The sequence below is a fragment of the Dietzia sp. MNB45 genome (assembly GCF_051994785.1).
Lineage (GTDB): Bacteria > Actinomycetota > Actinomycetes > Mycobacteriales > Mycobacteriaceae > Dietzia > Dietzia kunjamensis.
In genome coordinates, this window is sequence record NZ_CP163397.1 from 850001 (window position 1) to 871428 (window position 21428).

Annotated in this window: 12 protein-coding genes and 2 rRNA genes (1 of these 14 cut by a window edge); 9 read left to right on the forward strand and 5 right to left on the reverse strand. The window is 69.4% G+C overall.

Features of this window, described 5'->3' with window-relative positions:
• Nucleotides 1–2976: ribosomal RNA gene (locus tag AB5G72_RS04150) — 23S ribosomal RNA — on the forward strand (it extends 120 nt beyond the left edge of the window).
• Nucleotides 2977–3067: 91 nt separating this feature from the next.
• A 5S ribosomal RNA gene (gene rrf / locus AB5G72_RS04155) occupies nucleotides 3068–3184 on the forward strand.
• A 91-nt stretch (nucleotides 3185–3275) separates the two neighbouring features.
• Here rrf and malQ read toward each other — a convergent pair.
• Nucleotides 3276–5426, reverse strand: a complete 2151-nt coding sequence (malQ, locus tag AB5G72_RS04160) for a 4-alpha-glucanotransferase (RefSeq protein WP_440221065.1) — start codon at nucleotides 5424–5426, stop codon at nucleotides 3276–3278.
• Between the two features lie 137 nt (nucleotides 5427–5563).
• Here malQ and AB5G72_RS04165 point away from each other — a divergent pair, with 137 nt between their 5' ends.
• From AB5G72_RS04165 to AB5G72_RS04175, 3 genes are all read left to right on the forward strand, one after another.
• On the forward strand, nucleotides 5564–6775 hold the full coding sequence (locus AB5G72_RS04165; RefSeq protein ID WP_069389045.1) for an acetyl-CoA C-acetyltransferase: 1212 nt from the start codon (nucleotides 5564–5566) through the stop codon (nucleotides 6773–6775).
• Nucleotides 6776–6812: 37 nt separating this feature from the next.
• Nucleotides 6813–9002, forward strand: a complete 2190-nt coding sequence (locus AB5G72_RS04170; RefSeq protein ID WP_440221066.1) for a 3-hydroxyacyl-CoA dehydrogenase NAD-binding domain-containing protein — start codon at nucleotides 6813–6815, stop codon at nucleotides 9000–9002.
• Nucleotides 9003–9237: 235 nt separating this feature from the next.
• Nucleotides 9238–9672, forward strand: a complete 435-nt coding sequence (locus AB5G72_RS04175; protein ID WP_440221067.1) for a MaoC/PaaZ C-terminal domain-containing protein — start codon at nucleotides 9238–9240, stop codon at nucleotides 9670–9672.
• A gap of 50 nt (nucleotides 9673–9722) precedes the next feature.
• On the opposite strand, the gene AB5G72_RS04180 is transcribed toward AB5G72_RS04175, so the two are convergent.
• Both AB5G72_RS04180 and AB5G72_RS04185 read right to left on the reverse strand, forming a co-directional pair.
• Nucleotides 9723–10874 carry a MalY/PatB family protein gene (locus AB5G72_RS04180; RefSeq protein ID WP_317471227.1) on the reverse strand — a complete coding sequence of 384 codons (1152 nt, stop codon included), beginning with the start codon at nucleotides 10872–10874 and terminating at the stop codon, nucleotides 9723–9725.
• Between the two features lie 43 nt (nucleotides 10875–10917).
• Nucleotides 10918–11529 (reverse strand): hypothetical protein, encoded by a 612-nt coding sequence (locus AB5G72_RS04185; RefSeq protein ID WP_154830375.1) that lies wholly within the window; start codon nucleotides 11527–11529, stop codon nucleotides 10918–10920.
• A gap of 166 nt (nucleotides 11530–11695) precedes the next feature.
• Between AB5G72_RS04185 and AB5G72_RS04190 the strand changes: the two genes are divergently transcribed.
• The 4 genes from AB5G72_RS04190 to AB5G72_RS04205 all read left to right on the forward strand — a co-directional run bounded on the left by AB5G72_RS04190 (nucleotide 11696) and on the right by AB5G72_RS04205 (nucleotide 18112).
• A complete protein-coding gene (locus AB5G72_RS04190; RefSeq protein WP_440221068.1) occupies nucleotides 11696–13132 on the forward strand; it encodes a nitrate/nitrite transporter in 1437 nt (478 codons plus the stop codon).
• A gap of 41 nt (nucleotides 13133–13173) precedes the next feature.
• Nucleotides 13174–15345: a molybdopterin oxidoreductase family protein gene (locus AB5G72_RS04195; RefSeq protein WP_440221069.1), complete on the forward strand. Its 2172-nt coding sequence runs from the start codon at nucleotides 13174–13176 to the stop codon at nucleotides 15343–15345.
• On the forward strand, nucleotides 15342–16859 hold the full coding sequence (locus AB5G72_RS04200; RefSeq protein WP_440221070.1) for an FAD-dependent oxidoreductase: 1518 nt from the start codon (nucleotides 15342–15344) through the stop codon (nucleotides 16857–16859). Before AB5G72_RS04195 ends, AB5G72_RS04200 begins: the two co-directional genes overlap by 4 nt.
• 128 nt (nucleotides 16860–16987) lie before the next feature.
• On the forward strand, nucleotides 16988–18112 hold the full coding sequence (locus AB5G72_RS04205; protein ID WP_440221462.1) for a uroporphyrinogen-III synthase: 1125 nt from the start codon (nucleotides 16988–16990) through the stop codon (nucleotides 18110–18112).
• 198 nt (nucleotides 18113–18310) lie between these two features.
• Here AB5G72_RS04205 and nirD read toward each other — a convergent pair whose 3' ends face one another.
• Both nirD and nirB read right to left on the reverse strand, forming a co-directional pair.
• Complete coding sequence (gene nirD, locus AB5G72_RS04210) at nucleotides 18311–18733, reverse strand: nitrite reductase small subunit NirD (RefSeq protein WP_096905950.1); 423 nt, start codon at nucleotides 18731–18733, stop codon at nucleotides 18311–18313.
• A 128-nt stretch (nucleotides 18734–18861) separates the two neighbouring features.
• Nucleotides 18862–21414, reverse strand: a complete 2553-nt coding sequence (gene nirB / locus AB5G72_RS04215; RefSeq protein ID WP_440221071.1) for a nitrite reductase large subunit NirB — start codon at nucleotides 21412–21414, stop codon at nucleotides 18862–18864.
• Between the last annotated feature and the right edge of the window lie 14 nt (nucleotides 21415–21428).

Genomic DNA, 21428 nt, shown 5'->3' on the forward strand with positions numbered 1-21428 from the left:
GGGGAAACCCAGCACGCGTGATGGCGTGTTACCCGCATCTGAATACATAGGGTGTGTGGAGGGAACGCGGGGAAGTGAAACATCTCAGTACCCGCAGGAAGAGAAAACAATAGTGATTCCGTCAGTAGCGGCGAGCGAACGCGGATCAGGCTAAACCGCATGCGTGTGATACCCGGCAGGGGTTGCGTGTGTGGTGTTGTGGGGCATGATGTCCCGGTTCTGCCGGACCGGGCGCTGATTGATCGCGGGTTAGGGGAACGACTTGGAAGGGTCGGCCGGAGAGGGTGAGAGTCCCGTACCTGAAAACCTTGCGGCGGGGCGATTTGTGTTCCCAAGTAGCAGCGGGCCCGTGAAATCTGCTGTGAATCTGCCGGGACCACCCGGTAAGCCTAAATACTTCTTGGTGACCGATAGCGGATTAGTACCGTGAGGGAATGGTGAAAAGTACCCCGGGAGGGGAGTGAAATAGTACCTGAAACCGTGTGCTTACAATCCGTCAGAGGCTTGAGGGCTGATGGCGTGCCTTTTGAAGAATGAGCCTGCGAGTTAGTGGTATGTCGCGAGGTTAACCCGTGTGGGGAAGCCGTAGCGAAAGCGAGTCCTAATAGGGCGTTTGAGTGGCATGCTCTAGACCCGAAGCGGAGTGATCTACCCATGGCCAGTGTGAAGCGACGGTAAGACGTCGTGGAGGCGCGAACCCACTTAGGTTGAAAACTGAGGGGATGAGTTGTGGGTAGGGGTGAAAGGCCAATCAAACTCCGTGATAGCTGGTTCTCCCCGAAATGCATTTAGGTGCAGCGTCGCATGTTTCACCTCGGAGGTAGAGCTACTGGATGGCCGATGGGCCCTACAAGGTTACTGACGTCAGCCAAACTCCGAATGCCGAGGTGTGAGAGTGCGGCAGTGAGACTGTGGGGGATAAGCTTCATAGTCGAGAGGGAAACAGCCCAGATCGCCGGCTAAGGCCCCTAAGCGTGTACTAAGTGGAAAAGGATGTGGGATCGCTGAGACAGCCAGGAGGTTGGCTTAGAAGCAGCCACCCTTGAAAGAGTGCGTAATAGCTCACTGGTCAAGTGGTCCTGCGCCGACAATTTAGCGGGGCTCAAGTACACCGCCGAAGCCGCGGCATTCATACAATAACCTCCTCCGGGCAGGTGTATGGATGGGTAGGGGAGCGTCGTGTGGCCATAGAAGCGCCGGAGTGATCCAGGCGTGGAGGCCACACGAGTGAGAATGCAGGCATGAGTAGCGAATGACGAGTGAGAAACTCGTCCGCCGAATGATCAAGGGTTCCTGGGTCAAGCTAATCTGCCCAGGGTGAGTCGGGACCTAAGGCGAGGCCGACAGGCGTAGTCGATGGACAACGGGTTGATATTCCCGTACCCGTGTATGCGCGCCCATGGTGAATCAGTGATACTAACCGCCCTGAACGTCCTAGAGCATCCTTCGGGATGACGTGGACCGGATGCGCGGGACCTGAACTGGTAGTAGCCAAGCGATGGGGTGACGCAGGAAGGTAGCTGGGCCAGTCAGTGGTTGTACTGGTGTAAGAGTGTAGGCCGTGACATAGGCAAATCCGTGTCACATCAAGGCTGAGACTTGATGCATACCCGTTGTGGGGAATTCAGTGATCCTATGCTGCCGAGAAAAGCCTCTAGTGAGTTCATACACGGCCCGTACCCCAAACCGACACAGGTGATCAGGTAGAGAATACCAAGGCGATCGAGAGAACTGTGGTTAAGGAACTCGGCAAAATGCCCCCGTAACTTCGGGAGAAGGGGGACCACGCCCGGTGACGATCCTTGCGATCTGAGCTGGGGGTGGTCGCAGAGACCAGAGAGAAGCGACTGTTTACTAAAAACACAGGTCCGTGCGAAGACGTAAGTCGATGTATACGGACTGACGCCTGCCCGGTGCTGGAAGGTTAAGAGGACCGGTTAGCCGCAAGGCGAAGCTGAGAATTTAAGCCCCAGTAAACGGCGGTGGTAACTATAACCATCCTAAGGTAGCGAAATTCCTTGTCGGGTAAGTTCCGACCTGCACGAATGGCGTAACGACTTCTCTGCTGTCTCGACCACAGACTCGGCGAAATTGCACTACGAGTAAAGATGCTCGTTACGCGCGGCAGGACGAAAAGACCCCGGGACCTTTACTATAGCTTGGTATTGGCGTTCGATTCGGTTTGTGTAGGATAGGTGGGAGACTGTGAAGCATGCACGCCAGTGTGTGTGGAGTCGTTGTTGAAATACCACTCTGATCGTATTGGACGTCTAACCTCGGCCCATGATCTGGGTTAGGGACAGTGCCTGGTGGGTAGTTTAACTGGGGCGGTTGCCTCCTAAAGAGTAACGGAGGCGCCCAAAGGTTCCCTCAGCCTGGATGGCAATCAGGTGTTGAGTGCAAGTGCACAAGGGAGCTTGACTGTGAGACTGACACGTCGAGCAGGGACGAAAGTCGGGACTAGTGATCCGGCACCGGCAAGTGGAAGCGGTGTCGCTCAACGGATAAAAGGTACCCCGGGGATAACAGGCTGATCTTCCCCAAGAGTCCATATCGACGGGATGGTTTGGCACCTCGATGTCGGCTCGTCGCATCCTGGGGCTGGAGTAGGTCCCAAGGGTTGGGCTGTTCGCCCATTAAAGCGGCACGCGAGCTGGGTTTAGAACGTCGTGAGACAGTTCGGTCTCTATCCGCCGCGCGCGTAAGAAACTTGAGGAAGGCTGTCCCTAGTACGAGAGGACCGGGACGGACGAACCTCTGGTGTGCCAGTTGTTCCACCAGGAGCATCGCTGGTTAGCTACGTTCGGAAGGGATAACCGCTGAAAGCATCTAAGCGGGAAGCCTGTTCCAAGATGAGGTTTCTCACCACCTTCGCGTGGTTAAGGCCCCCCACAGACCATGGGGTTGATAGGCCGGAACTGGAAGCGCAGCAATGCGTGCAGGTGACCGGTACTAATCGGCCGAGGGCTTACACACAAACAGCCCCTAAAGAATCGCAACGCGTCCACTGTGCAGTATCTGAAACAACACACCCACGCAAAAACACGTGGGCCTTGTTTCACAGAGTTACGGCGGCCATAGCGGCAGGGAAACGCCCGGTCCCATTCCGAACCCGGAAGCTAAGCCTGCCAGCGCCGATGGTACTGCACTCGTGAGGGTGTGGGAGAGTAGGTCACCGCCGAACACAACTTCACACGAGAGCCCCGAATCACCCACACAGGTGACTCGGGGCTCTCGTCATTCCACCCACAACACCCCGACCACCAGCCCGGCCCTCACCCCACCCGACCGCCGGCGGCACCCATCACCCGACGCGCCAACGCCGAACCCCGCAACTGCTCCACACCCACCACCTCACCACCGGGACCCGACAACGGCACCCGCCAATTCGGATACTCATCCGACGTCCCCGGAACATTCACCGCACGGCGATCACCCACGAGATCCGCCACCGACACGGCGAACAACAGCGACGGCGACTCGGCCACGAATCGATGCAGTGCCACGACTAGATCCTCGGGGGAGTCCCCGTCGAGCAGGCCACGCTCCCGCACGACAGCAGTGATGTCCGCGATCTCGGCCTCGGCACCACGACGTTCCTCGGCGCTGTCGCCCGTCAACTGTCCCAACTCCTCGCGGATATCCACATGGACGAGGTCGGCGTAGCCGGCGGTCGGCGGGAGATCATGGGTCGTCACCGACGCCATACACAGCCGTCGATAGTCCTCAGGCGGGATCGGGGCGTCCTCGTCCTGCTCGAACCACATCACGGACGTGCCCAGGATCCCGAGCTCGGACAGCGTCTCGCGGACCCCCGGAGCCACCGTTCCCAGGTCCTCGCCCACCACGACCGCGCCGGCCCGTGACGCCTCGAGTGCGAGAACTCCGAGCATCGCCTCGTGGTCATAGTGGACATATGTGCCCTCGGTCGGAGCCGCGCCCCGGGGAATCCACCACAGCCGGAACAGGCCGAGGATGTGATCGATCCGGACGCCGCCTGAATCCCGCAATGCCGCGCGGACGATGTCGCGGAAGGGACGGTAGCCCTCCTCGGCGAGGGCGTCCGGACGGAGCGGCGGCTGCGACCAGTCCTGACCGCGTTGGTTATAGGCGTCCGGGGGAGCACCCACCGAGACCCCACGGGCCAGTGAATGGTGGAGCGACCACGCATCGGCGCCCGTGGAATGGACCCCCACCGCCAGATCGTGCAGGACCCCGAGACGCATCCCCGCGGCAAGGGCCTCGCGCTGGGCGTGCGCCCGCTGCTCCGCGACCAACCACTGCAACCACAGGTGGAAACGGATCTCTTCCGGATTCTCGTCGGCGTAACCCGCGACGGCCTCCGAGCCCGGATCCCGGAGTTCCTCCGGCCAGGTGGACCAGTCGGGGCCGTGGTCACCGGCCAGCGCGGACCACGTGGCGAAGCCCAGAATCCCGGGATGCTCATCGACGAACCGGTCGAACGAGTCGGCCCGGGCGCGGGCCAGCGGGACCATGAACAGGATCCGCAACGCCTCGAGCTTCGCGGTCCACGAACTGTCGCGATCGATCGTGTCCACAGTGTTGGTCGCAGCCGCGGTGCGGGCCAGGTCATCCACGCGACGGCGGTCGGCGGCTGACAGGGCGGAGTACTCCGGCACGAGCTCGGGGCGCAGGTACAGGGGGGAGGCGAACCGGCGGGTCGTCGGGAGATAGGGCGACGGACCGACCGGCACGAACGGCTCACCCGCATGCATGGGGTTGACCAGGACGAAGTCCGCGCCGAAGTCGCGGCTCGCCCACTCGGCGAGGTCCCCGAGGTCGGCCAGATCGCCGACGCCCCAGGACTGTTCCGACCGGACCTGATAGATCTGTGCCGCCAACCCGACTGCACGGTGCTCCTCGAGTCCGGCGGGCACGGGGATTGCGCGGGGATGGACCAGCAGGGTGCACTCACTGGAGTGGCGGGTGCCGTCCGGGGCTCGGACCACTGCGGTGACGCGATGCCATCCGACGGGCAGATCATCGGGGACCGCCAGAGTGACCCGCTCCATCGCCACCCCGTCGACATCCCGGGCGATCCGGGGTTCGTCAAGGGGGAGCAACGTCGACGGCACGTCGGCGTCCTCGAGAAGGACCTCGACATTCACGATCGCGCCGCGCGGGACGTGGACCGGGCACCCGATGGCGGTGCCCTCACGCGCCACCAGCGTCGGTGGCAGCACACGTCGCCAGGGGCGCAGACGAACAGCGCCGAGTGCCTCACGTTCGGAGACGCCGCCCTCGTCGTCGTCGCCGACCTCGACGCCCATCGCGGCGAGCACCGCGCGCAGGGTCGAGGCCGGGACCTCGCGACGGACGCCGTCGGCGTCCTCGTAACTCGATGCGACGCCGCAGACGTCGGCGAGCTCGGCCAGGGCAGGGGATACGGCGTGGTTCTCGGTCACGGGACCCACTGTGCCACCGGAGCGAGCCCGGTGAGTCTCGTGCAGAAACGGACCGCAGTCCGAACCGTCCGGTGGGCACAACGTAGTGTGAAGCGGAACACGTATCAGCTCGCCCAGAGAAAGGCCGTGGACCACCCATGACCGAGGCATTCATCTACGACGCCATCCGGACTCCGCGAGGCAAGGGCAAGCCTGGCGGCGCTCTGCACGGGGTCAAGCCGATCGACCTGGTCGTCGGCCTCATCGAGGAGATGCGGCGGCGCTTCCCCGATCTCGACGAGAACCGGATCTCCGACATCATCTACGGGATCGTCACCCCGACGGGGGATCAGGGCATGGACCTGCCGCGGATCGCCGCGCTGGCCGCCAAGATGCCCGACACCGTCGCGGGTGTGCAGATCAACCGTTTCTGTGCCTCCGGTCTGACCACGATCAACATGGCAGCGCAGAAGATCCGCTCCGGGTGGGACGAGGTCGTCCTCGCCGGTGGTGTCGAGTCGATGTCCCGGGCGCCGATGGGCTCTGACGGCGGCGCCTGGGCTCTGGACCCGGCCACCAACTACGACACCTACTTCTCCCCGCAGGGGATCGGCGCCGACCTCATCGCCACCCTCGAGGGGTTCACCCGCGAGGACGTGGACCGCTACGCCGAGCGCTCGCAGCGCCTGGCCGCCCGCGCATGGGAAGAGGGGCGCTTCGCCAAGTCCGTCGTGCCCGTCAAGGACATCAACGGCGTCACCATCCTCGACCATGATGAGCACATGCGCCCGGGCACCACCGTCGACGCCCTGGCCAAGCTCAAGCCGTCCTTCGCCATGGTCGGCGACATGGGCGGATTCGACGCGGTGGCGCTGCAGAAGTACCACTGGGTCGAGGAGATCAACCACGTCCACCACGGTGGCAACTCGTCCGGCATCGTCGACGGCGCCGCACTCGTGGTCGTCGGATCGGAGAAGGCCGGGCAGGAGATGGGCATGACCCCGCGCGCCCGCGTCGTCGCCGCGGCCACCTCCGGTGCCGACACCACCATCATGCTGACCGGGCCCACCCCGGCGGCCAAGAAGGCGCTCGCCACCGCCGGCCTGACCCCCGACGACATCGACCTGTGGGAGCTCAACGAGGCCTTCGCCTCCGTCGTGCTGCGCTTCCAGAAGGACATGAACATCCCCGACGAGAAGCTCAACGTCAACGGCGGCGCCATCGCCATGGGGCACCCCCTCGGCGCGACCGGCGCGATGATCACCGGCACGGTGCTCGACGAGCTCGAGCGCACCGGCGGCAAGCGCGCCCTCATCACCCTCTGCGTGGGTGGCGGCATGGGCGTGGCCACCATCATCGAACGCGTCTGACCCGCACCGACACCACAGGCATAGGAGTAGAAAACCAGTGAGCGAAAACATGTTCCGGTGGGAGCAGGACGGCGACGGCATCGTCACCCTCACCATGGACGACCCCGACCACGGCGCCAACACGATGAACGCCCGGTTCATCGACGACTTCTCCGCCACCGTCGACCGCATTGAGGCCGAGAAGGAGTCCATCAAGGGCGTCGTGCTGACGTCCGCCAAGAAGAGCTTCTTCGGCGGCGGCGACCTCAAGTCCATGATCAAGGCCGGTCCCGACCAGGCCGACGAGCTCTTCGAGCGGTCCATGAGCATCAAGGGCCGCATGCGCGCTCTTGAAACCTGCGGCGTTCCGGTCGTGGCCGCCCTCAACGGCGCGGCCCTGGGCGGTGGCCTCGAGCTCGCGCTCGCCTGCCACCACCGCGTCATAGCCGACGCCCGCGGCGCCAAGGTCGGCCTGCCCGAGGTCACCCTCGGGCTGCTGCCGGGCGGCGGCGGCATCGTCCGCACCGTCCGCATGTTCGGCCTCGCGCAGGCCGTGCCCAACATTCTCATGTCCGGCCGGTCCTTCGCCCCGGACAAGGCTCTCAAGGCCGGCCTGGTCGACGAGGTCGTCGAGCCCGAGAAGCTCCTCGACGCAGCCAAGGCCTGGATCAAGACCGACCCCGAGGCGAGCCAGCCGTGGGACCGCAAGGGCTGGACCCTGCCCGGCGGCACCATCAGTGACCCGGCGCTGGCCGGCGTCCTGCCGTCGTTCCCGGCGAACATGCGCAAGCAGACCAAGGGCGCACCCTCCCCGGCACCGCGCGCCATCATGGCCGCCGCCGTAGAGGGCTCGCAGGTCGACTTCGCCACCGCCGAGAAGATCGAAGCACGCTACTTCGTGTCCCTCGTCACCGGCCCCATCGCGAAGAACATGATCCAGGCGTTCTTCTTCGACATGCAGCACTGCTCCTCGGGCGGGGCCCGGCCCAAGGCCGCCGACGGCTCGGAGATCCCGCGCACCCAGTTCACGAAGGTCGGTGTCCTCGGCGCCGGCATGATGGGCGCCGGCATCGCGTACGTGTGCGCGAAGGCCGGCATCGAGGTCGTGCTCAAGGACGTCGAGCAGGCCTCCGCCGACAAGGGCAAGGCGTACTCGGAGAGCATCGAGGCCAAGGCCCTCGAGCGCGGTCGCACCACGCAGGAGAAGTCCGACGCCCTGCTCGCCCGCATCACCCCCACGACAGACCCGCAGGCCCTGGCGGGGTGCGACCTCGTGATCGAGGCCGTCTTCGAGTCGCCCGAGCTGAAGAAGAAGGTGTTCCAGGAGATCGAGGACATCGTCGCCCCCGACGCGCTGCTCGGCTCCAACACCTCGACCCTGCCGATCACCGATCTCGCCACGGGCGTCAAGCGGCCCGAGGACTTCATCGGCCTGCACTTCTTCTCGCCCGTCGACAAGATGCAGCTGGTCGAGATCATCAAGGGGGACAAGACCACCCCGGAGACGCTGGCCAAGGCGATCGATCTCACGCTGGCCATCCGCAAGATTCCGATCGTGGTCAACGACTCGCGTGGCTTCTACACCTCACGGGTCATCGGCACGTTCGTCAACGAGGCGATCGGGATGCTGGCCGAGGGCATCGAGCCCGCCACCATCGAGCAGGCCGGCCGCATCGCCGGCTACCCGGCGGCCCCGCTGCAGCTGTCCGACGAGCTGAATCTCAACCTCATGGTCAAGATCCGGCAGGCGACCCGCGACGCCGCAGAGGCCGCTGGTGAGGAGTTCGTCCCCGACGCCGTCGACCAGGTGATCCTCAAGATGGTCGAGGAGATCAAGCGCTCCGGTCGCGCCGCTGGCGCCGGGTTCTACGACTACGCCGACGGCAAGCGCGCCGGACTGTGGTCGGGCCTGCGCGAGGCGTTCAGCACCTCCCCGGACAACGCACCCCCGCTGCAGGATCTCGTCGATCGCATGATCTTCGCCGAGGTCCTCGAGACGCAGAAGTGCGTCGACGAGGGCGTGATCGTCGACGACGCGGACGCCAACATCGGCTCCATCATCGGCATCGGGTTCCCGGCGTGGACCGGCGGCACCCGCCAGTACGCGAAGAACTACTCCGAGCCGGGGGCCAAGGTCGCCACCGGGTACAAGGGCTTCGTCGCCCGCGCCGAGGAGCTGGCCGCTAAGTACGGCGAGCGCTTCGCGCCCACCGAGTCGCTGAAGAAGCTGGCAGCCGAGCAGGGCTGACCTCCTCCCACACGGCCCGTACGGCGGTCGTCCCGGGGATACCGGGGCGGCCGCCGTACGAGCATCCCGGCGCGTGCGAACGCCTCTCGGTGTCACGGAACGTGTGCACCACCTCGCGCGGGAGGGCGTTCGGGGCCGTTGTCCCCATGGCCGATTCGCAGAAAGGGAACGCGAGATGTCTGGGCTTATCGCAGCCGACGATCTGCATAGCGGATATCTGATCCGACTCGGGGAGATGACCCTCTCGGAGGACGAGATCGTCGACTTCGCGTCCGCGTGGGATCCCCAGTGGTTCCACACCGATCCGGCGGCGGCGGCGACCGGGCACCACGGAGGCGTGATCGCCAGCGGTATCCACACCCTGGCGGTCCTCCAGAAACTCAGCGTGGAGGCGTTCTACTCACGGGCGGCCGTGATCGCCGGGCGCGGATTCGACCGCCTGCGCTTCACCGCACCGGTGCGTCCGGGCGACACGCTGAGGGGCTCGGTCACCGTGACCGAGGTGAGCCTCGACGAGACGAGGGGCCGCGTGGGGATGGACATCGAGATGCACGATCAGGACGCACGGACCGTCCTCACCGCCACGATGACGGTGTTCCTGTGGCGCCGCGGCCACGGTGGCGCCGCCGGCGGGTGGCGCCGCGGCCACGGTGGCGCCGCCGGCGGGTGACGGCGGGGCCGGACCCGAACCCGATCTGCGCGAGCGCGTGGAATCCGGCGTCAGCCGCGCTCTGCGGCGACCCGGCCCATCCGCACGAACGCCTCGGTGAGCAGCTCGGCGGAGCAGGCGAAGTTCACCCGGGCGAAGCCCTCGCCCTCCGTGCCGAACGCCGGCCCGGGGCTGAGCGCCACCCGCCCCTCGTCGAGGAACGCCGCGGCCGGGTCGTCGCCCAGGCCCGGGTAGCCGCGCAGGTCGATCCATGCCACGAACCCGGCGTCGGGCCGACGCCACCGCGCGCGGGGAAGGTGCTCGGCCAGCAGCCGCCCCATCAGATCGAGGTTCGACGCGAGCGCGGAACGCAGCTCATCGAGCCAGTCCAGGGACCCGGTCAACGCGGCCTCCGCGGCCAACGCCCCGAAGTGCCCCACGGCGCCCGACAGCGCCGAGCGCCGGACGTGGAACCGCTCCGGGTTGCCGTTGATCACGAACGCGCACTTGAGTCCGGCGAGGTTGAACGCCTTGGACGCCGACGAGATGGCCAGCCCCACCTCGCGCGCGGTGTCGGAGGCGGCCAGGAACGAGGTGAACTCGACTTCCGGCATGGCCAGGGGCGCCCAGATCTCGTCGGAGACCACCACGGCGTCGTGCCGCGCGGCCAGGTCGGCGAGCTCGGCCAACTCTGCCTGGCCGTGAAGAACGCCCGTGGGGTTGTGCGGGTGACTGAGCAGCACGGCCCGGGCCCCGTCGGCTAACGCCTGCTCGATGCCCGCCAGGTCCAGTCGCGGGTCCTCGCCGTCGTGGTCGACCAGGGGCACCGCGACCGGCGTCATCCCCACGCGCCGGATCCACGGTCCGAACGGCATGTACACCGGCGGCGTGTACACCACGCCGCTCCCGGCCGGGATGGTCCGGGCGAGGGTCTCCCGCACGCCCACGCCGACGTCGTTGACCGGCACCACCGCGTCCTCCGGCACGTCGTACCCGAAGCGCGAGTAGTACCGCGCGCACACACCGGCGAGTCGCTCGATCTCGGCGAAGTAGCCGGTGTCGCCGTCCGCCACCGCGGCGGCGAGGCGCTCCCGGATCGCCGGGGCGAGCAGGACGTCGGTCTCGGCCACGAACAGCGGCAGGACGTCCTCGGGGTAGGCCACCCACTTCTGGCTCCGCCGTCTACGCAGCTCGGACTCGGGGACATCCAGGGGGAACGGCACGGCGGTGGATCCTTTCGCAGCGGGTTCGACCGTCCCAGGTTACTCAGCTGCCGGGCACGAACCCCGGGTGCACCCACACGTCGAAGTCCCGGGAGTCGGCGCCGAACGGGGAGAGCGGCATCAGCGAGACCCACGTGGTGGTAGTCGAGCCGGGGACGGTGCCGGCGGGGATTCCGATACCGCCCGACGTGGTGGGCCATTCCCGCTCGTAGGCCAGGTCGTAGGCGCCCCGGACGCTCCCGTCGGCCGCGGACCCCGTCGATCCGGTGATCACGTCCGAGAGCACCGTGATGCGGTGGAGCCGGTGCGGCGTCCCCGAGGGGTCACGTTGCCAACAGTCCGATCCCTGGGACACGTAGTTCGAGCACCAGATCTCCGTGTCCGTGCCGAACGGGGAGAGCACGCGCATGGGTGCTCCGTTCGGGGCCCAGAACTGCGGATCCGACGGCGCGACGGCGTAGGGCCAGTACGAGAGCTCGGCCCATCCGAACGGGCCGTCGGTGGCGGGTGGGAACGGGCGGTCGGCGGGCCAGGCGGGATCGTCGAGTGACTGGGCGAGGGCGGCGGGCGCGGTCGCGAGGGGGCCGAGCAGCGGCGTGGCCAGGAGGACCGCGGCGAGAGCGACGCGGCGGAGTTGTGTGACGGTGCGTGACATGGACCCAGTCGACCACGCGAGCGGCACCCTCACAGGCCGAACCGCCAGACGTGAGTACACCGTGACGGGACCGTCACGACGGGTAGCGCAGGGGAAACAGCGGATTCCTACGGTGGCGTGGCACAGGGCGCCGGCGGGGCGCCCGCTACCGGGGAGAGGTGAAGCGATGACGCGCTCGCACGTGATCGAGGACTGGGATCCGGAGGACACGGCCCAGTGGGAGTCCGGAGGCCGGCGCACCGCGATGCGCAATCTGTACTGGTCGGTGTTCGCCGAGCACGTGGGGTTCTCGGTGTGGACCCTGTTCGCCGTGATGGTGCTGTTCATGCCTGCGGACGTCTACGGCCTGGACGCGCCGGACAAGTTCCTCGTCTCCGCGGTGGTGACCCTCACCGGCGCGTTCCTGCGCATCCCCTACACGCTGGCCACCGCGACCTTCGGTGGCCGCAACTGGACGATGTTCTCCGCGTTCGTGCTGCTCATCCCGGCGGGGGCGATGCTGTGGATCATGGCCAATCCCGGGCAGCCGCTGTGGCTGTACCTGGTGGTGGGCGCCCTCGCGGGCCTGGGCGGCGCCAACTTCGCCTCGTCCATGACCAACATCAACGCCTTCTTCCCGCAGCGCATGAAGGGCTGGGCGCTGGGCCTCAACGCGGGCGGCGGCAACCTGGGTGTGGCGACCATCCAGGTGGTGGGGCTCGTGGTGATCGCCGCGGCCGGAAACCGCTCGCCGCACTGGGTGATCGCGGTGTACCTGGTCCTGCTGGTGGTCGCGGGGATCGGCGCGGCATGCAAGATGGACAACCTCGAACACCACACCGTGGACGTCGCGAGCATGCGCGACGTGGCAGGCGACCGCGACGGCTGGGTGCTGTCCCTGCTCTACATCGGTACCTTCGGCTCGTTCATCGGGTTCAGCTTCGCCTTCGGGCAGATGCTCACCATGACCTTCACCGGTAACGGGCAGTCCCCGGCCGACGCCGCTCTCCACGCCGCGCAGATCACGTTCCTCGGCCCGCTGCTGGGCTCGTTGACCCGCATGCTGGGCGGCCGCCTGTCCGACCGCTTCGGCGGTGCCCGGGTCACCCTGGTGACCTTCCTCGGCATGGCCGCGACGACGGTGGCGCTGATCGTCACCTCGAGCATGCAGGCGGCCGACGGCGGCCGACTGTCCGGCGGCGCGCTGGTGTTGTTCTTCGCGGCGTTCCTCACCCTGTTCGCGCTCACCGGGATGGGCAACGCCTCGGTCTACAAGATGATCCCCACCGTCTACGAAGCCCGTAGCCGCGGCCTGGACCTGCCGGAAGCCGCCCGGGCGGCGTGGTCGCGTGCGCATTCGGGCGCGCTCATCGGGGTCGCCGGCGCGGTCGGCGCGTTCGGCGGGTTCCTCATCAACATGACCCTGCGCAGCTCCTACCAGTCATCGGGGTCCGCGACCTGGGCGTTCGTGGCGTTCACGGTCTTCTACGTGGTGGCGGCGCTCGTCACGCGGGCGGTGTACCTCCGGCGTCCGAGCGCCGCGCCGACGGGGGCCGGGGCCGCGGCATCCCGCACCGCGTCGGAACAGGGCCGGGCCGCACGTCCGGTGCCGGCCGCGCGCTGACCGGAAAGGAACGAGGGGACGACGGCGACGAGGAGAGCATCATGACGACCGTTCGCAGCAGCCCGGAGGTGCCGAACCTGACGACGGTGCCCGAGCCCGTTGAGGCGGGCCCCGGCGGGGACCGGCCCACCCACACGCATTGCCCGTACTGCGCCCTGCAGTGCGCGATGACGGTGACGCCGGCGGCGGACCCGGCCGAGGCGGTCGAGGTGGCGCCCGCGTGGTTCCCCACCAACCGTGGCGGGCTGTGCCGTAAGGGGTGGACGTCGGGAGAGCTGCTCGATCACCCGGGCCGGCTCACCACCCCGCTCATCCGGCGCGACGGGCGCCTGGAACCGTGCGACTGGGACACCGCCCTGGACCGCGTGGCCGAGGGGATCCGCCGGGCGCAGGCCGCGGGCGGGCCCGACGGTGTGGCCGTGTTCGGCGGGGGCGGCCTGACCAACGAGAAGGCCTACCAGCTGGGCAAGTTCACCCGGCTCGCGCTGGGCAGCCGGCTCATCGACTACAACGGCCGCTGGTGCATGTCCAGCGCCGCGGCGGCCGCGAACCGCAGCTTCGGCCTCGACCGCGGACTGCCGTTCCCCGTCACCGACCTCGCCGACGCCCGGGCCGTGATGCTCATCGGTGCCAACCCCGCCGACACCATGCCTCCGTTCCTCCAGCACCTCGACACGGCAGCACGCGCCGGCGGGCTCGTGGTGGCCGACCCCCGGCTCACCGCGACCGCGCGGCGCGCCCTCGACGGGGGCGGTGTGCACCTGCGACTGCGCCCCGGCACGGACGCGGCACTCGCGCTGGGACTGCTGCACCTCGTCGTCGTCACCGGCGCGGTCGACACGCGGTACATCGCCGAGCGCACCAGCGGGTTCTCCGACGCGTGGGCGCACGCCGCCGCCTGGCTTCCCGACCGCACCGAGCGCGTCACCGGTGTGTCTGTCGCACAGCTCGAGCGGGCGGTCGCCCTGCTCGCCCGCGCGCGTGACGCCGGGGCGGGGTCGTACATCCTCACCGCCCGGGGTGCCGAGCAGCACGCCGACGGCACCGCCGTGGTGGGCGCCGCCATCGCGCTCGCCCTGGCGCTGGGACTGCCGGGACGTCCGGGGAGCGGCTACGGCACCCTCACCGGGCAGGGCAACGGGCAGGGCGGCCGCGAGCACGGGCAGAAGGCCGACCAGCTGCCCGGGTACCGGATGATCACCGACCCCGCCGCCCGCGCGCACGTCGCCGGGGTGTGGGGAGTGGACCCGGAGCAGATCCCCGGGCCGGGCCTGTCGGCGTTCGAACTGCTCGACTCCCTCGGCGGGCCGGGCGGGCCCACCGCGATGCTGCTCCACGCCTCCAACCCGGTCGTCTCCGCGCCCGACGCCGACCGGGTGGCCGACCGGCTACGCGCGCTGGACACGCTGGTCGTGGCCGACTTCGTCCTCTCGGAGACCGCCGCGCTGGCCGACGTCGTCCTGCCCGTGCCCCAGTGGGCGGAGGAGGAGGGCACGCTCACCAGTCTCGAGGGCCGGGTGCTGCGGCGACGCCGGTCCGTCACCCCGCCCGCCGGTGTGCGCGACGAACTGTGGATCTGGCACGAGCTCGCCCGCCGCCTGGACCGCGGACCCGAGCGGTTCCCGACCGACGCCCGCGCGGTGTTCGGCGAGCTCGCGCGCACCTCCGCCGGCGGCAAGGCCGACTACTCGGCGATCGACTGGGACCGACTCGACGCCGGCGAGGCCCTGCACTGGCCGTGCGGCGCCGATTCGCCGGACGGCACGCCCCGCCTGTTCCTCGACCGCTTCGCCACGCCCGACGGCCGCGCCCGGTTCGTCGTGGACGAACCGCGCGCACCCGCCGAACCACCCGACTCGCAGTTCCCGCTACTCGGTACCACCGGCCGCCTGCTCGCGCACTACCAGTCGGGCGCCCAGACCCGGCGGGTCGCCGAGCTCGCCGACGCCGAACCGGACATGTGGGTGCAGGTCCACCCCGTCGTGGCACGCGCGGCCGGCCTGGTCGACGGCGAAGCGGCGCGCATCGTGTCGCGGCGGGGCGCGGTCGAGGCCGTGATCCGCTGCGACGAGGACATGCGCACCGACACCGTCTTCCTGCCGTTCCACTTCCCGGGCGACGGCCGGGCCAATCTGCTCACCCTGCCGGAGCTCGACCCGCACAGCCGGATGCCCGAGTTCAAGGTGTGCGCGGTCCGGCTGGAGGCGGCATGAGCGCGCGCCGCGTCGTCGTGGTGGGCGCCGGGATGGCCGCAGCCCGACTCGCGGAGGAACTGCGCGTCGGCGAGCCGGACCCGGAGCGGTTGTCGGTGACCGTGCTGGGCGCGGAACCGGAGGAACCCTACAACCGGATCATGCTGTCCCACGCCGTCGCGGCCCGGCCGGTCGCCGCCCCCGCCGCCCCCGACGCGCCGGCAGTGGCCCCCGCGGCCCCCGCCGCCGTCGCGCCCGCGCCGGTTTCCCGACTCAAACCCGTCGGGTGGTGGGAGCGTCACCACATCACGGTCCGGACTTCTACACCTGTCGCGGCGATCGACCGCGCCTGCCGCGAGGTGGAACTCGCCGATGGCGAACGCATCGGCTACGACCACCTGGTCCTGGCCACGGGCGCCGCACCCCGCATCCCGCCCGTCGACGGCATCCGCGGTCCCGGCGGCGGCCTGGCGCCCGGCGCGTTCACCCTCCGGGATGCCGCGGGCCAGCGAGAACTGACCGCTCATCTCGCCGCACACCCCGGCCCGGTCGCGGTCGTCGGTGCGGGCTTCATCGGCCTGGAGATCGCCTGCGCACTCGCCGGGGCGGGGCACGACGTCGTCGTCGTCCACCCCCGCGACCGGCCCATGAACGGGTGCCTCGACGCCGGCGCCGGCGCCGTACTGGTCCGCGCCCTCGCCGCGCTCGGGGTGCGGGTGCTCACCGGCGTGCGCGCCACGCGGTGGGACGGGGCCACCCTGACGCTCGACGACGGCGAGGTGCGCTGCCGGACCGTCGTACTCACCGCCGGGTCCGCGCCGCGGACAGACCTCGCACGCGACGCCGGGCTGGAGGTGGGCCACGGCGTGGTCGTCGACGACGAGCTGGCCACCAGCGATCCCGCCATCTCCGCGATCGGCGACTGCGCGCAGCACCGGGGCGTCGTCAGCGGACTGGTCGCACCCGCCTGGGACCAGGCCGTGGCGCTGGCCGCCCGGCTCAGCGGCGCGGACCCGCAGGCGAGATACCTCGGGGGCGCGGAGGTGACCAGGCTCAAGGCCCACGGGCTCGACGTGGTCGCCCTGGGCTCGCTCGCGACCGACGTCTACGGATCGCGGTGCCCCGACACCGGTGCGTCCATCGAGGTCACGACCCTGAGCGAACCCGCCCGCGGCCGGTATGCGCGCGTCGACGTGGCGGGGGGCCGCGTGGTGGGAGCCGCGCTGATCGGACACCCGGAGCCGGTCGGGATGCTCACGCAGCTGTTCGAGAACGCTCTTCCCGTGCCGGACGGCGTCGTGTCGGTGGTGCTGGGACGGGCCGAGGCGGTGGCCGCACAGACACCGTCGACCATGCCGGCCGCGGCGGTGGTCTGCCGCTGCAACGGTGTGAGCAAGGGAGACCTGGTCGCGGCCTGGGCCGACGGGGCACGCGACAACGATGCCCTGGCGCAGCGGACCCGCGCCGGGACGGGCTGCGGTGGGTGCTCGTCGGCGGTCGAAGGGATATGCGGATGGCTACAGGAGGCTGGATGACGGGGGACGAGCGGTCACGGGACGCGGCGGCGGGGGCGTGCGGTGCTGCGGCGGGGGCGGACGAGGCGGTGGAGGGAAACCTGCCGGACACACGCCTCGTTCATGATGGGGGAGTGACCGATTCCGACGTGACCACCTCCGAACCCGATCTCCCGCTGCTCGGACGCACTGTCGCCGTCACCGCCGCCCGGCGAGCCTCCGAGCAGCGCACCCTCCTCGAGCGGCGCGGGGCCACCGTCCTGCACGCCCCGGCGATGCACATGATCCCCATCGCCGAGGACACGGTGGTGCGCGAGGCCACCGGGCGCCTGCTCGCCGCGCCCGCCGACCTCATGGTGCTCACCACCGCGGCCGGCGTGCGCTGGTGGATGCAGGTGTGCGAGGAATGGGGCCTGGCCGACGACCTGCTCGAGCTGATGGGCGCGGTCCCGCTGTACTCCCGCGGACCCAAGACCACCGGCGCGATCCGTGCCGCCGGCCTGCGCGAGCACGCCTCGGCCAAGAGCGAGGCCAGCCCGGAGCTGCTGGAGATGCTGCTCGAGCGCGGCGTGGAGGGCCTGACGATCGGCGTCCAGATCCAGGGCGCCGGCTCCGGGTGGAACCCGATGTCCGTGCTGCTCGACGGTCTGCGCGAGGCGGGTGCCGACGTGATCGAGGTGCCCGTCTACCGCTGGGAGCTGCCCGACGATCTCGCGGCACTCGACGATCTGGTGCGGACCATCGCGGCGCAGGGCGTCGATGGCGTGACCTTCACCGCGGCGCCGGCGGTGGTGGCGGTGCTCAAGCGTGCCGAGGCACTGGGCGTGTTCGACGACCTGCTTGAGGCGCTGGACGGGCCCGTCGCCGCGCTGTGCGTGGGGCCGGTGACCGCGGCGCCGCTCGCCGAGCTCGGTGTGCCGTTCACCAGCCCGGACCGGATGCGGCTGGGGTCACTCATGCGGCACACCACCGACGAGCTCGCCGCCCGGACCGCGCCGATCGAGGTCGCCGGGCACGAGCTCACCGTGTGTGCGGCGGCCGCACTGGTCGACGGCAAACCGGTGGAGCTCACCCCGGCCCAGCTCGCGCTGCTGCGGGCCCTCGCCCGGCGCCCCGGGGCCTGCGTGAGCCGCGATGACCTGCTCGCGGCTCTCCCCGGAGACGGCACCGACCTGCACGCCGTCGAGACCGCGATGGGTCGCCTGCGGCGCGCGCTCGGCGTTCCCGACCTCGTCACGACCGTCGTCAAGCGCGGGTACCGACTCAGCATCTAAAGGCGCCGCCGGCCCTGCGGACTCCTCGACGTACGCGCCCTGAATGGTCCACACCCGCAGCGTAACCCGCCAGTGAGTGTGCATATTGCCATCGCACGCCAGCGGGGCGGCGCACGCAGAAGGGGCAGCGCACCCGCGAGTGGGTGCGCTGCCCCTGGTTCGGGCCGGGCCGGGCCGGCGGCGCGCAGGGCCTGGGGACTACGCCGCGATCACGCGGGCATGCCGGACGGCGGGCTGGGTAGCCACGAACACCGTGCCATCGGCGGCGACCCGGGCGGGGAACACCGAGAGTCCGTGCGAGGGGTCGTCGAGGCCGCGACCGTCGGCGAGCGCATAGGCCTGCTTGCCGATCGGTGAGATCACCGCGGGTTCGCCGGCGCGGTCGCCCACCAGGCCGCGGCTCATCACGGCGGCCCGGGCGACGGGGTCGATGTTGCAGAGGGCGCGGACCTCGTCGTCGTCGATCTTGTAGACCGCCACCTGGCGGCCGTCGGGCAGCAGGGCGGCGACCCCACGCCCCGGGATGAGGCGGCCGACCGGGCAGACGGCGATCTCGGCGGGGCGCGCGGCGCCCGATGCGGGAGCGGGGCGGGTGGCGGTGAACAGCTGGGTGGTGGTCATGACGGATCTCCTCCTGGTGGGCGGAACTGGTGAGCGGAAGTGGTGGGCGGAAGTAGTGGGCGGAGCTGGTGAGCAGGAGTCGTGGGCGGGGTGGCCGGCAGAGCTGGCCGGTGTCCGGCGCGGGACCGTCAGACGCGGGCCGGCATGGACGGCGAACCGAGCAGGACCGGCACCTTGCGGCCGTCGCGCTCCTCGAACTGCACGGTGGGGTCGGGCGCCTCGGGGGCGTTGATGAAGGAGACGAACCGGCCGAGCTTGTCCGGGTCGTCGAGGACCGCCGCCCACTCGTCCACATAGCCCTCGACGTGCGACTCCATGCGGCCCTCGAGCTCGGCCGCGAGCCCCAGCGAGTCCTCGCACACGACCTCACGCAGGTGGTCGATGCCGCCCTCCAGCGATTCGAGCCACGGCGCGATCCGCTGCAGTCGCTCGGCGGTGCGGACGTAGAACATCACGGTGCGGTCGATGTAGCGGATGAGCTGGTCGTCGGTGAGATCCCCGGCCAGCAGCTGGGCGTGCCGCGGGGTCGCGCCGCCGTTGCCACCGACGTAGAGGTTCCAACCGGTCTCGGTGGCGATCACCCCGACGTCCTTGCCGCGCGCCTCGGCGCACTCGCGGGCACAGCCGGAGACGCCCATCTTGATCTTGTGCGGCGCCCGCAACCCGCGATACCGGGTCTCGAGCAGGACCGCCATCCCCACGGAGTCCTGCTGGCCGTAGCGGCACCACGAGGTACCCACGCAGCTCTTCACCGTGCGCAGCGACTTGCCGTAGGCGTGACCGGACTCCATACCCGCGTCGACGAGGCGACGCCAGATCTGCGGCAACTCCTCGACACGCGCGCCGAAGAGGTCGATCCGCTGACCGCCGGTGACCTTGACGTACAGGTCGTGGTCGCGCGCGATCTCGCCGATCACGATGAGCTGATCCGCCGTGACCTCCCCGCCGGGCATCCGCGGGACGACCGAGTAGGTGCCGTTCTTCTGGATGTTGGCCAGGAAGTGGTCGTTGGTGTCCTGCAGTGAGGCCTGCTCGCCGTCGAGGACGTGGTCGGAGCTGGTCGAGGCGAGGATCGACGCAACGGTGGGCTTGCAGATGTCGCAGCCCGAGCCGCGGCCGAAGCGCCCGATCAGACCGGAGAAGGTCCGGATCCCGGTGACCGTGACGATCTCGAACAGCTCCGAGCGGGACTGGTCGAAGTGCTCGCACAGTGCCGTGGACTGCTCGACCCCCTCGGCCTCGAGCACCTGACGCATGAGCGGCAGGCACGACCCACACGAGGTGCCGGCGCGGGTGCACGCCTTGAGTGCCGGGACGTCGCACGCCCCGCCACAGATCGCGTCGCGCAGCGTGCCCTTGGTGACGGCGTTGCAGGAACAGATCTGGGCGTCGTCGGGCAGCGACTCCACGCCGACACCGCCGCCGTCCGCCGCGGCGCCCGGGGTGATGAGGGACAGGGGATTCGACGACGGCAAGGTGCGCCCGAGCAGCGGCTTGAGCAGCTGGTACGGGCCCGCGTCCCCGACGAACACCCCGCCGAGCAGGGTCAGGGCGTCGTCGCTGAGGACGAGTTTGGAGTAGGTCCGCGTGACGGGGTCGTCCACCACCAACTCGAGGCAGCCGGGCGTGCGCCCGTGGGCGTCGCCGAAGCTGGCCACGTCGACCCCCATGAGCTTGAGTTTGGTGGCGAGGTCGGCGCCGGTGAACTCGGCGTCGGCGCCCGGACCGTCGCCCAGCCGGGCGGCGACCACCTCGGCGGAGGCGTACCCGGGTCCGACCAGGCCGTAGCAGGTGCCCTCGATGGCCGCGCACTCGCCGATCGCGAACACGTGCGGGTCCGAGGTGCGGCACGCCCGGTCGGTCAGCACGCCGCCCCGCTCGGCCAGTGCCAACCCGGCCCCGCGGGCGAGCTCGTCACGGGGGCGCACACCGACGGAGAACACCACGACCGCTGCCTCGACCGCGGTCGTCTCGCCGTCGTCGCCGCTCAGGGTCACCCGGACCCCGCCGTCACCGTCCGCACCGTCGCGCGGTTCGATCACCGTGTCGGTCACGCTCAGGTGCACCTCGATGCCACGGTCGCGGATGAGGTCGCCCAGCAGCGCGCCGCCCCGACCGTCGACCTGGACGGGCATGAGCCGGTCGTTGCGCTCCACGACGTGCGGGGTCAGCCCGATCAGGCTCAACGCATTGGCGGCCTCGATGCCGAGCAGCCCGCCGCCGATCACGACGCCGTGCGCGCCGGGCCCTGCGGTCTCGGCGGCCGCGCGGATCGCGTCGAGGTCGTCGAGGGTGCGGTAGACATGGCAGCCGGGCAGGTCGTGACCGGGCACGGGCGGGACGAACGCGCGCGAGCCGGTGGCCAGGACCAGCGTGTCGTAGGAGATGAGCTCGCCGGAGTCGAGTTCGACCTGCCGCGCGGATCGGTCGATCGCCGTGACGAGGTGTCCCGAGCGGACGGTGACCCTCGGGTCGGCGGAGTGGCGGGCGTCCTCGAGGTGCAGGGCCGCACGTTCCCAGGCGCCGACATAGGCCGAGAGGCCCACGCGGTCGTACGCGGGGTCGGGTTCCTCGCCGATCACCGTGACGGCCAGGTCGGTGTCGGCGTACCGCGAGCCGAGGGTGGAGACGAATCGGTGGGAGACCATCCCGTGCCCGACGACGACGATGTGCTCAGTCATTCCTGGACCTCCTT

Excerpts from the sequence above, each read along its gene's own strand:
- AB5G72_RS04175 (WP_440221067.1), top strand. The coding sequence starts at position 9,238 with ATGACCCTCTCGGAGGACGAGATCGTCGACTTCGCGTCCGCGTGGGAT.
- AB5G72_RS04185 (WP_154830375.1), bottom strand. The coding sequence starts at position 11,529 with ATGTCACGCACCGTCACACAACTCCGCCGCGTCGCTCTCGCCGCGGTC.
- AB5G72_RS04200 (WP_440221070.1), top strand. The coding sequence starts at position 15,342 with ATGAGCGCGCGCCGCGTCGTCGTGGTGGGCGCCGGGATGGCCGCAGCC.
- nirD (WP_096905950.1), bottom strand. The coding sequence starts at position 18,733 with ATGACCACCACCCAGCTGTTCACCGCCACCCGCCCCGCTCCCGCATCG.
- AB5G72_RS04190 (WP_440221068.1), top strand. The coding sequence starts at position 11,696 with ATGACGCGCTCGCACGTGATCGAGGACTGGGATCCGGAGGACACGGCC.
- nirB (WP_440221071.1), bottom strand. The coding sequence starts at position 21,414 with ATGACTGAGCACATCGTCGTCGTCGGGCACGGGATGGTCTCCCACCGA.
- AB5G72_RS04195 (WP_440221069.1), top strand. The coding sequence starts at position 13,174 with ATGACGACCGTTCGCAGCAGCCCGGAGGTGCCGAACCTGACGACGGTG.
- AB5G72_RS04165 (WP_069389045.1), top strand. The coding sequence starts at position 5,564 with ATGACCGAGGCATTCATCTACGACGCCATCCGGACTCCGCGAGGCAAG.